Here is a 13,609-nt window from a genome sequence, read left to right as displayed (position 1 = left end):
CTGCGAAAAAAATAAATAAAATGTCAAGCAAAAACACTTGACAACCATCACCGTTTATAGTATGATATCGCAGGTGACCTGATATGGAAAAAATTGTAGCACAGGGTCTTCTGTATGATTTCTATGGAGAGCTCCTGACGGAGCACCAGCGGCGTGTATATGAAGATGTGGTATTTAATGACATGTCCCTCAGCGAGATCGCCGAAGAACAGGGAATCAGCAGACAGGGCGTGCATGACCTGGTGAAGCGCTGTGACAAGATTCTTTCCGGATACGAGGAAAAACTGAAGCTTGTCGAGAAATTCAACCAGACAAAGAAAATGGTAGAAGAGATTAAGGAACTGGCTGGCCAATATAAAAAGGACGGCGACCGATCCCTGATCGACAGGATCGAAGCGATTTCCGAAGAGATCGGGAAGCTGTAAGCCAGAGGGAGAGTTTTCATGGCATTTGAAAGTTTAGCCGATAAATTACAGAATGTCTTTAAAAACTTAAGAGGCAAAGGAAGACTGACAGAGGCGGATGTAAAAGCTGCCCTGAAGGAAGTCAAGATGGCTCTCCTGGAAGCCGACGTAAGTTTTAAAGTTGTTAAACAGTTTATCAGTTCTGTACAGGAGAGAGCGATCGGACAGGATGTCTTAGAGAGCCTGACTCCGGGACAGATGGTAATAAAAATTGTAAACGAAGAACTCGTAAAACTGATGGGTTCCGAGACCACAGAGATTGCCTTAAAGCCCCAGAATGAGATCACGGTCATCATGATGATCGGTCTTCAGGGCGCAGGTAAAACAACGACTACGGCAAAACTTGCCGGAAAGTTCAAGGCAAAAGGCAGAAAGCCGCTTCTTGCGGCCTGCGACGTCTACCGACCAGCTGCGATCAAGCAGTTACAGGTAAACGGTGAGAAAGTCGGAGTTCCGGTCTTCACAATGGGAGATAACCAGAATCCGGTGAATATCGCAAAAGCCGCTGTGGAACATGCCAGAAAAGAAGGCATGAATCTTGTATTCCTCGATACGGCAGGACGTCTTCAGATCGATGAGTCTATGATGGATGAGCTCGTCAACATCAAAGAAGCAGTCAATGTCGACCAGACGATCCTCGTTGTCGACGCGATGACCGGTCAGGATGCAGTGAATGTTGCCGGAAGCTTTAATGACAAGATCGGCGTCGATGGCGTGATCTTAACAAAGCTTGACGGTGATACACGAGGCGGTGCGGCGTTATCGATCCGTGCCGTGACGGGAAAACCGATCCTCTACGTCGGTATGGGCGAGAAGCTCTCTGACCTGGAACAGTTTTATCCGGACCGTATGGCTTCGAGAATCCTTGGAATGGGTGATATCCTTTCCCTGATTGAGAAAGCCGAGTTTGAGGTGAGCGAAGAGAAGGCAAAAGAAATGAGCCAGAAACTTCGCAAAGCAGAATTTGATTTTAACGATTTCCTGGATCAGATGCGCCAGATCAAAAAGATGGGCGGAATGAACAGCATCTTGAACATGATGCCGGGAATGGCCCAGATGAAGGGAAATGTTGAAATAGACGAGAAATCCATGGATAAAGTGGAGGCGATCATTCTCTCAATGACGAAGGAAGAGCGGGCGAACCCGTCACTCCTGAATCCGTCGAGAAAACAGAGGATCGCGAAGGGCGCCGGAGTAGATATTGCCGAGGTGAACCGGATCGTCAAACAGTTTGAACAGTCGAAAAAGCTCATGAAGCAGCTTCCTGGAATGATGGGAGGCGGAAAGCGGAAAGGGCTTGGCGGACTGGGCGGTATGCTTGGAAAGATGAAATTACCATTCTAAGTACCGCATTATGATAAGAAGGCAAATGCGATTCCCGCATGGCTGATAAACGAAAAAACCAAGGAGGTGAAATTGTCATGGCAGTTAAGATGAGATTAAGAAGAATGGGTCAGAAGAAGGCTCCTTTCTATAGAATTATCGTTGCAGATTCCCGCTCCCCGAGAGACGGTCGCTTCATCGAAGAGGTTGGATACTACGATCCGAACACAGAGCCGAGCACCATCAAATTCGACGAGGAAGCAGCTAAGAAGTGGTTAGGAACAGGCGCTCAGCCGACTGAGACTGTTGCTAAGCTCTTAAAGGCAGCCGGTATCCAGTAATCGAGGTGGATTCAATGAAGGAATTGGTAGAAGTTATCGCCAAAGCGCTGGTTGATAATCCAGATGAAGTCGTTGTTACGGAATCTGAAAAAGAAGAAGAGATCGTCATTGAGCTCAAGGTTGCCCCGACCGATATGGGAAAGGTGATCGGAAAGCAGGGAAGGATCGCGAAAGCCATCCGCTCCGTTGTGAAGGCGGCTTCTTCCAAGATGGATAAGAAAGTGATTGTTGAAATTCAGTAATCGTGAGGGACTGTGGACAGGATTTTTCCCGGCTGCAGTCCCCTTTCTGTTATCAGAGACGGTTTCTGCGGGCAGGTATCAGCCGTGCCGTGCTTGATAGAATGACAGGAGCTGACTGCCCGGGTTCCCTCACAGTTACGATAGGAGACAAATATGGAAAAATATCTTCGTGTAGGCGTCATTACCTCCCCGCACGGCGTGCGCGGCGAGGTGAAGGTCTATCCGACCACCGATGACGCGATGCGCTTTAAAAAATTAGATCATGTGATCCTGGACCTCGGAAGAGGAGAAAGCCGGGAGTTAAAGATCCGTCAGGTAAAATTCTTCAAAAACATGGTCATCCTGAAATTCGACGGGGTTGACACTATGAACGAGGTGGAAGGATGGCGCCAGAAGGACCTTCTGATCACAAGAGACCAGGCAGTGCCTCTTCAGGAGGACGAATTCTTTATCACCGACCTCATCGGACTTACTGTTGTCACGGACGAAGGGGATACGCTCGGAACGCTGACGGATGTGATGGAGACAGGAGCAAACGATGTCTACTGTGTAAAGACACCGGAGGGAAAGGAACTTCTTCTCCCGGCGATCCACGACTGCATTCTCGATGTGGATCTTGATAAGGAAGAGATGCTTGTCCATGTTCTTCCGGGACTTCTGGATCTGTAAGGGGAGGCCACGATGAATTTTCATGTACTTACCCTGTTCCCGGAGATGATCATGAACGGTCTGGAGACCAGCATTCTCGGCCGCGCGGCAGCGAAGGGGATCGTATCGTTTGAGGCGGTGAATATCCGCGATTATACGCTGGAGCGCCACGGAAAGGTGGACGACTATCCTTACGGCGGCGGCGCCGGGATGGTCATGCAGGCGGAGCCGATCTACCGCGCTTATGAGGCACTTGTCGAGAAGATCGGAAAGAAACCGCGTGTGATCTACATGACTCCCCAGGGAAAGACTTTCAATCAGAATATTGCGGAAGATCTCGCGAAGGAGGAGGATCTGGTGTTCCTCTGCGGTCACTATGAGGGGGTCGATGAGCGCGTTCTGGAGATGATCGCGACAGATTACCTCTCCGCAGGAGATTATGTCCTCACAGGAGGAGAGCTTCCGGCGATGATGATGATCGACTGTATTTCAAGACTTGTCCCGGGAGTGCTGAACAACAATGTGTCTGCGGAGTTCGAGACATTCCACGATAACCTTCTGGAGTATCCGCAGTACACGCGCCCGGAAGTGTTCATGGGCAAAAAAGTGCCGGATATCCTTCTTTCCGGGCATCATGCAAATGTCGAGAAATGGCGCAGGGAGCAGTCGATCATCCGCACACTGAAGAATCGCCCGGAACTTTTGGAGGACGCTGTCCTTTCGAAAAAGGAGCAGAAGTTCCTGGATGAATTGCTGAGACAGCAGGAGACCGAAAAACCGTGACTAAAAAATTGCACGATATATGAGAAAACCGCTTGCATTTTGGCTTGCGGTATGATAAAATACAAAACTGTGGTATCCGAAAGACGGGAGAACCCTGTCAATACGGAGACTTAAATCATAAGAGATGTTCCGCTGCCGCAGGAAAAGAAGATGCGGGTAAGAACATCGAATACTTTAAGGAGGTTCATATCAATGAACGACATTATCAAGAATATCGAAGCTGCACAGTTAAAAGAGTCTGTACCGAGCTTCAACGTAGGTGACACTGTAAGGGTATCCGCTAAGATCAAAGAGGGAAACCGTGAAAGAATCCAGATCTTCGAGGGAACTGTTATCAAGAGACAGAACGGCGGCGTTAGAGAGACTTTCACAGTAAGAAAGAACTCCAACGGTATCGGCGTTGAGAAGACATGGCCGCTTCATTCTCCGTCTGTTGAGAACGTTGAGGTTGTAAGAAGAGGTAAAGTTCGCCGCGCGAAACTTTACTACTTAAGAACAAGAGTAGGTAAAGCTGCAAAGGTTAAAGAATTAGTAAAATAATTCATAACAACTGTACAGAGAGTCAGTAGATCAAAGGGGCAATGAAAATTGTCCCTTTGTTTTTACTAAAACAGCAGGAATTCCCCTTGCATAAAGTACAGATGTTCTGTCATGGATTCAGGAGGTCCCTTCATGGAATTTTTTGAGAAAAAGGAACCGAACAGACTTCACTGGATCACGGAATGGGCGGTCGACTGCGCAGTCATGATCGCTCTTGCGTGCTATCTCGTGTTTTGTTTTGGGAGCAGGGTTGAGATGAATGGAAGTTCCATGAAACCCGTGCTGGAGTCCGGAGATGTGGTGCTGATAAACCGGCTCGCATATGATGTCGGGAAACCGATACGATTTGATGTTGTCGTCTTTGAACGGGAAGGACAGCAGCCGGGGATCAAGAGGATCATCGGACTTCCCGGTGAGACGGTCCAGATCAAAAATGGATCCGTCTATATCAATGGGGAACTCTTAAAAGCGGAAAACGGACTTGCCGAGGCGACGATCGCCGGGGCAGCCGAGTATCCGGTCGAGCTCGGGGATGATGAATATTTTCTCCTGGGTGACAACCGTGAATCAAGTGAAGACAGCCGGTTTTCCGGCATTGGAAATATAAAACGGGAAAATCTCATCGGACGCGTCTGGCTGCGGTTTCAGCCATTTTCCAGACTTGGTTTCGTCCGGTAGCAGGAAAGGACGGAGACGATTACTATGAATATACAGTGGTATCCAGGCCATATGACAAAGGCGAAACGCGCCATGAAAGAGGACGTGAAACTTGTAGACCTCGTGATCGAGCTTGTGGATGCGAGAGCGCCGCTTGCCAGCCGCAATCCGGATATTGACAGCCTCGCAGCCGGAAAAGGCCGTGTGATCCTTTTAAATAAGGCGGATCTTGCTTCTGAGAAGGCAAATGCCGCATGGATCTCCTATTTTGAGGGACAGGGCTTCCAGGTCATGAAGATCGATGCAAGAGCGAAAGCGACGTTAAAACAGCTGAATGCCCTGATCCAGGAGGCATGTAAGGAGAAGATCGAGCGCGACAGAAGGCGCGGTATCTTAAACCGCCCGGTGCGTGCGATGGTGGTCGGGATCCCGAACGTCGGAAAATCCACGTTCATCAACAGCTTTGCCGGAAAAGCAGCTGCGAAGACGGGAAACAAACCTGGCGTCACAAAGGGAAATCAGTGGATCCGTTTAAATAAGCAGGTGGAGCTTCTCGACACTCCGGGTATCTTATGGCCGAAATTTGAGGACCAGAAAGTTGGTCTTTTACTGGCGTTTTTAGGCTCCATCAACGATGAGATCCTGGAGAAAGATGAACTGGCTTCCGAACTTGCGGGATATCTTAAGGAGATCACTCCTGGTCTCTTAAAAGAGCGTTACGGGATCGAGGAGGAAGGAAAGAAGCCGTATGAGCTCCTCGATGAGATTGCAACGGCGCGTGCATGCCTGACAAAGGGAGGCGTGAATGATCTGACAAAGGCGGCGAGACTTCTTCTTGATGAATTCCGCGGCGGAAAGCTCGGAAGGATCACGCTGGAGATGCCGGCGGAATAAAGTGTGGAACATGAATACGCAGGGATAAGGAGTAAAGAGATATGGCAAGACGTGTGCTGACCGGAGAAAAACTGGAAAAGGAGCTGGAACGCCTCTCCCTCATGCGGGAGTTCGAGAGACAGTATGAGGACTGTGCGTTTATCTGCGGGATCGATGAGGCGGGCCGCGGACCTCTTGCAGGGCCGGTTGCGGCCGGTGCGGCGATCCTGCCGAAGGACTGCCAGATCCTTTATTTAAACGACTCGAAAAAGCTCTCTGAGAGCCGGAGAGAGGAACTGTTCCTGGAGATCAAGGAGAAAGCGATCGCCTGGTCGGTGGGGATTGTGGGCCCTGAGCGGATCGATGAGATCAACATCCTGCAGGCGACTTATGAGGCGATGCGCCAGGCGATCGCGAAACTTGACCCGGCGCCCCAGATCCTTTTAAACGATGCGGTGACGATCCCGCAGGTTGCGATCCCGCAGGTGCCGATCATCAAGGGCGATGCGAAGAGCGTTTCCATCGCGGCGGCAAGCATCCTCGCAAAGGTCACCAGGGACCACATGATGGAAGAGTATGATAAGGAATACCCGGAGTATGGGTTCGCAAAGCATAAGGGATACGGAACTGCCGCACATATCGCGGCGCTGAAAGAGTTCGGACCGACCCCGATCCACAGACGGACATTTATTACGAAGTTTGTGTGATAAGCAGCCATTTTTCGAAGAAAAATGAGCGGATTATGAATGCTTTTGAGCATTGCGGGAGCACGAAGTGCGGAGCAATGCGGTATCAGAGAAACAAAGCTGAGCGAGTCATCGATGGGGGATTTTTGTGACAAGAAATAATCGGGCAGTGGGCAGCATCTATGAGGAAAAGATCGCTGCCTTTTTAAAACAGAACGGATTTGTGATCCTGGAGCGGAATTACCGCTGTAAACAGGGCGAGATCGATATTATTGCGAAAGATGGAAGCTATTTCGTGTTTATCGAGGTGAAATACCGTGCCAGTGGTTCAGCTGGGTTTTCGCTGGAAGCGATCGACCACAGAAAGGCTCTTCGGATCCGGAATGCGGCAGTCTATTATCTGTATTCCCACCAGCTTCCGGAGGAGACACCGTGCCGGTTTGATGCGGCGGGGATCGATGGGGATGAGATCACATATATCAGGGATGCATTTTAAGGTTCAGGCCGAATGTACGTGGGACTCGCAAAAATCCATTATGCTTTTGATCGTGTATCCGGAACAAGCACGCGTACTTTCCGCATGGCTGAGAACGGCGCATATCGTTGAATGAAAAAATTCTGCATGAGATATCTCGGAAAGGGGAAAATTATGGATCAGTGGATCAGAAAAACAGATGCGGCGGATCATATGAAGGAAGTGACAAATAACGGTGTCACCTACCTGACATTCCCGGCACTTGATGCAACCGGGATCGTCACTCACGCGTTTTCCACGCGGATGGGAGGTGTCAGCGAAGGCTGGTATTCGACCATGAATTTCTCTTTCACACGCGGTGACAACCGGGAACATGTGCTGGAAAATTACAGCAGGATGGCGGCGGCGCTCGGCGTAAAGCGGGAAAAGATGGTCTTAACCTGGCAGACGCACACGACAAATATCCGCGTTGTATCGGAAGATGATCTTGGAAAGGGAGTTGTGAAGGAACGGGATTACCGGGATATTGACGGTCTCCTGACCAATATGCCGGGTGTGACGCTCGTGACGTTTTTTGCAGACTGTGTGCCGTTATACTTTGTGGATCCGAAGCATCGTGCGATCGGACTCGCCCATTCGGGCTGGAGAGGAACCGTGAACCGTATGGGAGAAAAGATGGTGGCGGCCATGAAGCGGGAATACGGAAGCCGGCCGGAGGACCTTGTCTGCTGTGTGGGACCGAGTATCTGCAGTGACTGCTACGAGGTTGGAGAGGATGTTGCGGACAAGTTTTATGACGCGTTTTCTAAGGAAGACTGCAGGGCGATCGTTCTGCCGTCGAAGACGGGCATGATCGGAAAGAGGCAGCTGGATCTCTGGGAGGCGAACCGACGGATCCTTCTGGAGGCCGGAGTCACGGAAAAAAATATTTCCGTCACTGATATCTGCACGAGATGCAATCCGGATAAGTTGTTTTCCCACCGGGCGATGGGAGAGAAGCGAGGGAATCTCTGCGCGTTTCTTGCGCTTAAGGAGAATTAGGCGTGTGAGAATGCGGGGGTTCGCAAAAAATGACATTTGACGAAAAACCTTCCAGTGTATTATTTTTCAGGACGATCATACTAGGAACGTACCATCAAACATGCCCGATGCGAGAGCAGGAAAGGCATTACACTAAAAGGAGGCGTATCTTATGTCTAACACAAGCAGTTCTTCTTCTAACCGTGTAGTAGTTCCGGAAGCAAAGGAAGCGATGGACAAATTCAAAATGGAGATCGCGGATGAGCTCGGAGTGCCGCTTACAAACGGCTACAACGGCAATCTGACTTCTTACCAGAACGGCAGCGTCGGCGGCTATATGGTTAAGAAGATGATCGAGGAGCAGGAGAAGAAGATGGCGGGCAAATAAGGGTTAGAGCCTGAGCATCTGAGGGAGAGGCCTTCGCGATGGGATGGGATTTCAGAGATTCTATCTGATCGCGGGGGCTTTTTTCTGTGTAAAATTGGTTGGCGAGGGGTACGCGGTGAGCTTCCGCCTGGGAGCGCCCGGGGATGCGGGGATGGTTCCTCTAAGCTTGCGGGAGATTGCTAAAGGCGGAAAAAAGATGATACAACTCGCTGCGCTCAAACAAGTATCATCTTTTTTCCAACGCAGTCACCCGCGAGCTAAGAGGAAGCCAGATCCCCGGATCAAGGCGCTCCCAGGCGGAAACTCACCGCTGTGGGATGGTGGGGCGAAAAGAGTGGGGGTGTGACAGCGGGGAGGAAGTTTATCGCTGGTTTATGCAATGTCTGAAAAAGGCTCAGAAAACACTTGTATAATAGAAAAAATACGATTATAATGGGGCGGAGAATAAAAATTGCAGTGGTATTTTATGAGTTAGAGGTTGAGATATGAGAGTAATCGCAGGCAGTGCGAGACGGCTGCTTTTAAAGACGGTCGAGGGAATGGAGACGAGACCGACTACGGACAGGATCAAGGAGACTCTGTTTAATATGCTTCAGAATGATCTTTACGGGGCGAGATTTCTGGATCTTTTTGCGGGAAGCGGGGCGATCGGGATCGAGGCGCTGAGCCGTGGGGCGAAGGAAGCGGTCTTTGTGGACAAGGGAGACGGACAGATTTCCTGTATCCGGGATAATCTGAAGACGACCCATCTGGAAGAGAGGGCTCGTGTGATGTCCGCGGATGTGACAGAGGCGATCCGGAAGCTTGACCGGGAAGGAAAGGCGTTTGATTTTATCTTTATGGATCCGCCGTACCGGATGGATCTTCCGAAGAAGGTGCTGGAAGCGCTGAGGGACACTTCTCTTGCGGATGAGGAGACGCTGATCATCGTCGAGGAAGCTCTCGATACTGATTTTTCCTGGGCCGGAGCGCTCGGGTATGAGATTGAGAAGAGTAAGGAATATAAGACGAATAAGCATGTATTCCTGAGAAAAAATTAAGAATCATCTGTTCAGGGGACTGAAAAAGGGAAGACAGATCCGGCGGTCAGAGACTGAAGGCTGAAGCCGGGTCAAAATACAAAAACGGAACGATATAAAACGAGGAGAAAAACCGCGGGTTTTCGCGGTGTGAGACAGAAATTATGAAAAAAGCAATTTATCCGGGAAGTTTTGACCCGGTTACACTGGGACATATCGACGTGATCAGACGTGCGTCAAAGCTGTTTGATCATCTGATCATCGGCGTTCTTAATAATCGTGCGAAAACGCCATTGTTTTCCGTGGAAGAACGTGTTAAGATGTTAAAAGAGGTCACAAAAGACATTCCGAACGTGGAGGTAAAAAGTTTTGCGGGTCTTACCGTTGACTTCGCGAAAGAATGCGGCGCGAACGCCGTTGTCCGCGGACTCCGCGCGATCACTGACTTTGAATATGAGCTCCAGATCGCCCAGTTAAACCGCGTGATGGATACGAGTATCGATACAGTATTCCTGACGACAAGTCTCGAGTACGCGTATTTAAGTTCCAGTACCGTGAAAGAGGTAGCGGCTTACGGCGGCGATATTTCAAATTTTGTAACGCCTTATGTGGCGGATGAAGTACATAAGAGACTGCGTGAGAGACAGGGCAGTCAGGCGTAAGGGAAAGGAAAAGGAAACAACATGAGCAGAATTGAACAGTTAATCAATGAAATTGAGGAATACATCGACAGCTGTAAATTTCAGCCGTTATCTACATCAAAGATCATCGTAAATAAAGAGGAACTGGACGAGCTTTTAGTCGAGCTCCGTTTAAGAATCCCGGATGAGATCAAGCAGTATCAGAAGATCATCAGCAATCAGGACGCGATCCTTTCCGATGCTCACAGCAAAGCGGATGCGATGCTCGCAGAGGCAACTGCTCAGACAAACGAGCTTGTAAATGAACACGAGATCATGCAGAGAGCCTATGCCCAGGCAAATGAGATCATCGAGCAGGCGCAGGCGCAGGCTCAGACGATCGTTGACAATGCGGTCGCTGATGCGAACAGTGTCCGTCAGGGTTCGATCCAGTATACCGATGATATGTTAAAGAGTCTCCAGACGATCATGAACCACACGATGGAGGGCGCTCAGGGCCGCTTCGACGCATTCATGAATTCCATGAAGTCCAGCTACGATATCGTCTCCTCCAACAGAAAGGAGCTTTCCTCCGGGATCATCACTGAGAAAGAGGAGAGCGCTGAGCCGGAAAAACAGGATTCCACTGAGGCTTGATTGCGGAAACGCTGTCGACGGCGTACCAGCCTGACCGGACCGGATCTGCGAGAGGATGCGGGAGTGGTATTTTATGAGAACCGATATTTAAAAAAAGTGAAATCCCAGAATGCCGGTGAGAGCTGCCATAAATGCAGCAGCCAGGGCGGAATGGGCAATTTTCCAGAGAAGATACTGCCGGATGGAGAGTCCGGCAGTTTTTTTTATTCGCTTATTGTTTAACGGGAAATTTCCATGCACCGGAGAACTTTCTTCTTTATCTGCCGGAAAGTTCTGATGGGACTTCCCACTTTGGATCACCGCATTTGTCTGCGACAGGGCGGAAAAGCCTCCGAAGGAAAAGATGGCAGCTGCGGCGACGGCGGAAACCGGATACGGAAGGGAGTCATGAACCGTCCGGATCCCTGTGGTGATCTCCAGACTGCCGCAGAGAAACAGCCGGACCGGGGCAGGGATCCGGGGAGTGTTCCGGACAACGAGGATCAGGATGGAGTAAAAGATAAGATATCCGCCGATCTTTACGAGAATCTCCGCGGAATTTATGATCGCGGCGTCGAATGTGATCGTGGGTCTGCTCAGCCTGTTGACAGATGGGTCGTCAGGAGTCATGATCGCGGCGTTGAGAGTGATCGCGGAATACTTCGTCTGTGCCCTTGCGGTAAAGCTGGCCGGAAAGGAGGTCCGGGCGTGTTCTCTCCGGTAGATCAGGCTGGCCGGGACCGCGAGAAGGAGCAGAGGCGCGTAGATAGAAAAGACAAAATATGACAAAGGGACCTGGGAAGCAAACATGGGACAGACGAAACCTGCGAGAAACATGGGACTTGGATGATTGCAGAGTGCAAAGAGAAATTTCGCCTCCCCGGAGCTGATCCGCCCTTCCGCGTAAAGATTGGCACATGTCTTTGCTCCCATGGGGCAGCCGCAGAGAAGACCGGTGAGGAGAACATACCAGCCGTCCGCCGACAGTCCGGCAAAGCGGAAGACTACCGGGAACGGACGCATGAGTGCCTGGACCCCGCCGGAGGCGGATAGAACGGAAGACAGTACCATAAACGGAAAAAGCGCCGGGACGACGGAGGAATACCACAAAAGAAGTCCAGACACAGCCCCTTTTGTTACGAGATCCGCGTGAAAGATCATAAAAATCAGGCAGAGCAAGATCAGAAAAGCTCGTTTTATCATAAATACTCCTTTTTACAGAATTTCTTCAGGATTCATGGCCGCATCCGGATCTTGCGAAAAAAGCACTGCCCGCGTACTGTAACCTGCCCGCCGATGCTGCAGAACTCTTTCTATTATTTTCATTGTACTTTTCCCGGAATTTTGATATGATAAATATAGTGCGCTTTTCTGTTTAAAATGCATTTCCGGGATAAAGTCCGAAACCTGAAAAGTCTGCGGGTGCGGCTGTGGAAATGTCGGAGAGCGCGTGATCGGAAGGAGAGAAATATTTGGAAAAAGCAATCCGGCTGGACAAATATCTGGCTGATATGGGAAAAGGTACGAGAACGGAGCTCAAGGAGATGATCCGGAAAGGACGGATCAAGGTGAACGGCGAGGTCGTGAAAAAACCGGAGACAAAGATCCGGAAGGGCGAAGATACGATCCTGCTCGACAATGCGCCGGTGGAGTACGTGGAACTGGAATATTATCTTTTGAATAAACCGCAGGGCGTGATCTCGGCGACGGAGGACCGCCGCAGGGAGACGGTCGTGGACCTGATCGATGAAAAGCAGAGGAAAGATCTCTTCCCGGTGGGACGTCTTGATATCGATACGGAAGGTCTGCTCCTCATCACAAACGATGGGGCGCTTGCCCATCGCCTTCTTGCCCCGGGTCACCATGTAGATAAGGTCTACGAGGCGAGATGTGAGGGACTTGTCCCGGATGAAGCGGTACAGAAGTTCCGTGACGGGATGGAACTCTCGGACGGACTTTCCTGCATGCCGGCGGAACTCGAGATCCTGGAGAGGAAGGCCGGGGATCCGGAGACAGGGACGGAGGCGGAGAGTCTGGTGAGTCTGACTCTTCATGAGGGAAAATTCCATCAGGTAAAGCGTATGATGGAGGAAGTCGGCTGTCCGGTTGTCCACCTGAAACGCCTGTCCATGGGACCATTGAAGCTGGATGCGACATTAAAACCCGGTGAGTACCGGAAACTGACGGATAAAGAACGGGAGTTGTTGGAAAACTTATGATAAAAAATTTTTTGGATCATAAAAAAGCGATGCTTTTTGACCTCGACGGGACCCTGGTGGATTCCATGTGGATGTGGGAAGCCATCGATATCGAATTCCTTGGAGCGTATGGTTACGAGTGCCCGGAGGATCTTCAGAGAGCCATTGAAGGAATGAGCTTTTCGGAGACGGCCGTGTATTTTAAGGAACGGTTTAAGCTTCCGTTAAGCCTGGACGAGATCAAGGCAATCTGGGTTCAGATGTCGATCGACAAGTACCGCTATGAGGTCCCGCTGAAGCCGGGTGTGCCGGAGTTTTTAAAATACTGCAGAGAGAACAGGATCCGCACGGGGATCGGGACCAGCAACGGAAGCGAGATTGTGGACGCGGTCCTGACTTCCTTAAATGTGAAGGAATATTTCGACGTGGTGGTGACGGCCTGCGAGGTGGCTCACGGAAAACCGGAGCCGGATATTTACCTGGAAGTGGCGAAGCGCCTTGGCGTAAAGCCGGAGGAGTGCCTCGTATTTGAGGATATCCCGGCCGGGATCATGGCGGGCAAAGCGGCAGGAATGCCGGTGATCGCCGTGGAGGATGATTTCTCAAAAGACCTGATGGACGAGAAACGAGCACTCGCGGACGCGGTGATTGCGGATTACAGAGAACTTTTATAAAGCTGCAAATATTTCAGTGAAA

General features: G+C 50.3%; 19 protein-coding genes. 18 read left to right on the top strand and 1 reads right to left on the bottom strand.

The genetic code is table 11. The annotated features are described in order from the left end of the window. Positions 1-83: 83 nt before the first annotated feature. The 16 genes from ylxM to ACXMYH_RS08925 all read left to right on the top strand — a co-directional run bounded on the left by ylxM (position 84) and on the right by ACXMYH_RS08925 (position 10,736). A complete protein-coding gene (ylxM, locus tag ACXMYH_RS09000; RefSeq protein ID WP_015554334.1) occupies positions 84-425 on the top strand; it encodes a YlxM family DNA-binding protein in 342 nt (113 codons plus the stop codon). Between the two features lie 18 nt (positions 426-443). Next, positions 444-1,808 carry a signal recognition particle protein gene (ffh, locus tag ACXMYH_RS08995; RefSeq protein ID WP_486554729.1) on the top strand — a complete coding sequence of 455 codons (1,365 nt, stop codon included), beginning with the start codon at positions 444-446 and terminating at the stop codon, positions 1,806-1,808. A gap of 77 nt (positions 1,809-1,885) precedes the next feature. Beyond that, on the top strand, positions 1,886-2,128 hold the full coding sequence (gene rpsP / locus ACXMYH_RS08990) for a 30S ribosomal protein S16 (protein ID WP_015554336.1): 243 nt from the start codon (positions 1,886-1,888) through the stop codon (positions 2,126-2,128). Positions 2,129-2,142: 14 nt separating this feature from the next. Next, on the top strand, positions 2,143-2,370 hold the full coding sequence (locus tag ACXMYH_RS08985) for a KH domain-containing protein (RefSeq protein WP_015554337.1): 228 nt from the start codon (positions 2,143-2,145) through the stop codon (positions 2,368-2,370). Between the two features lie 153 nt (positions 2,371-2,523). After that, the gene (rimM, locus tag ACXMYH_RS08980) at positions 2,524-3,039 is read left to right on the top strand and encodes a ribosome maturation factor RimM (RefSeq protein ID WP_118297957.1); all 516 of its coding nucleotides are present in this window, start codon (positions 2,524-2,526) and stop codon (positions 3,037-3,039) included. A gap of 12 nt (positions 3,040-3,051) precedes the next feature. Beyond that, on the top strand, positions 3,052-3,801 hold the full coding sequence (gene trmD, locus ACXMYH_RS08975; protein ID WP_118297958.1) for a tRNA (guanosine(37)-N1)-methyltransferase TrmD: 750 nt from the start codon (positions 3,052-3,054) through the stop codon (positions 3,799-3,801). Positions 3,802-3,993: 192 nt separating this feature from the next. Beyond that, positions 3,994-4,341 (top strand): 50S ribosomal protein L19, encoded by a 348-nt coding sequence (gene rplS, locus ACXMYH_RS08970; protein ID WP_118297959.1) that lies wholly within the window; start codon positions 3,994-3,996, stop codon positions 4,339-4,341. Between the two features lie 132 nt (positions 4,342-4,473). Further along, a complete protein-coding gene (gene lepB / locus ACXMYH_RS08965) occupies positions 4,474-5,019 on the top strand; it encodes a signal peptidase I (protein WP_486554728.1) in 546 nt (181 codons plus the stop codon). Between the two features lie 24 nt (positions 5,020-5,043). Then, positions 5,044-5,892 (top strand): ribosome biogenesis GTPase YlqF, encoded by an 849-nt coding sequence (gene ylqF, locus ACXMYH_RS08960; RefSeq protein WP_118297961.1) that lies wholly within the window; start codon positions 5,044-5,046, stop codon positions 5,890-5,892. Positions 5,893-5,933: 41 nt separating this feature from the next. Beyond that, positions 5,934-6,578 (top strand): ribonuclease HII, encoded by a 645-nt coding sequence (locus ACXMYH_RS08955; RefSeq protein ID WP_118297962.1) that lies wholly within the window; start codon positions 5,934-5,936, stop codon positions 6,576-6,578. A gap of 127 nt (positions 6,579-6,705) precedes the next feature. Continuing rightward, entirely contained in the window at positions 6,706-7,053 is a 348-nt protein-coding gene (locus tag ACXMYH_RS08950; RefSeq protein ID WP_118322637.1) for a YraN family protein, read from the top strand. Between the two features lie 153 nt (positions 7,054-7,206). After that, positions 7,207-8,073: a peptidoglycan editing factor PgeF gene (pgeF, locus tag ACXMYH_RS08945; protein ID WP_486554727.1), complete on the top strand. Its 867-nt coding sequence runs from the start codon at positions 7,207-7,209 to the stop codon at positions 8,071-8,073. Positions 8,074-8,224: 151 nt separating this feature from the next. Then, positions 8,225-8,440 carry an alpha/beta-type small acid-soluble spore protein gene (locus ACXMYH_RS08940; protein ID WP_118297964.1) on the top strand — a complete coding sequence of 72 codons (216 nt, stop codon included), beginning with the start codon at positions 8,225-8,227 and terminating at the stop codon, positions 8,438-8,440. Positions 8,441-8,925: 485 nt separating this feature from the next. Beyond that, on the top strand, positions 8,926-9,480 hold the full coding sequence (rsmD, locus tag ACXMYH_RS08935) for a 16S rRNA (guanine(966)-N(2))-methyltransferase RsmD (protein WP_118322725.1): 555 nt from the start codon (positions 8,926-8,928) through the stop codon (positions 9,478-9,480). Between the two features lie 143 nt (positions 9,481-9,623). Continuing rightward, a complete protein-coding gene (gene coaD, locus ACXMYH_RS08930; protein ID WP_118322729.1) occupies positions 9,624-10,121 on the top strand; it encodes a pantetheine-phosphate adenylyltransferase in 498 nt (165 codons plus the stop codon). A gap of 21 nt (positions 10,122-10,142) precedes the next feature. Then, positions 10,143-10,736 carry an ATP synthase subunit B family protein gene (locus ACXMYH_RS08925; protein ID WP_118297966.1) on the top strand — a complete coding sequence of 198 codons (594 nt, stop codon included), beginning with the start codon at positions 10,143-10,145 and terminating at the stop codon, positions 10,734-10,736. Between the two features lie 87 nt (positions 10,737-10,823). Here the strand turns inward: ACXMYH_RS08925 and ACXMYH_RS08920 are convergent, their stop codons facing one another. Beyond that, positions 10,824-11,918 (bottom strand): hypothetical protein, encoded by a 1,095-nt coding sequence (locus ACXMYH_RS08920; RefSeq protein WP_486554726.1) that lies wholly within the window; start codon positions 11,916-11,918, stop codon positions 10,824-10,826. A 308-nt stretch (positions 11,919-12,226) separates the two neighbouring features. Here ACXMYH_RS08920 and ACXMYH_RS08915 point away from each other — a divergent pair, with 308 nt between their 5' ends. Next, a complete protein-coding gene (locus ACXMYH_RS08915) occupies positions 12,227-12,934 on the top strand; it encodes a pseudouridine synthase (RefSeq protein WP_243016363.1) in 708 nt (235 codons plus the stop codon). Then, positions 12,931-13,587, top strand: coding sequence for an HAD family hydrolase (locus tag ACXMYH_RS08910; RefSeq protein WP_215703018.1), 657 nt, complete (start codon positions 12,931-12,933; stop codon positions 13,585-13,587). The genes ACXMYH_RS08915 and ACXMYH_RS08910 overlap by 4 nt, the downstream gene beginning before the upstream one ends. The last annotated feature ends 22 nt before the right edge of the window (positions 13,588-13,609 follow it).

This window comes from Pilosibacter sp. NGB245 (assembly GCF_057397225.1).
Note: the sequence above shows the minus strand (reverse complement) of the source record. Positions and strands in the feature narration are given on the sequence as shown.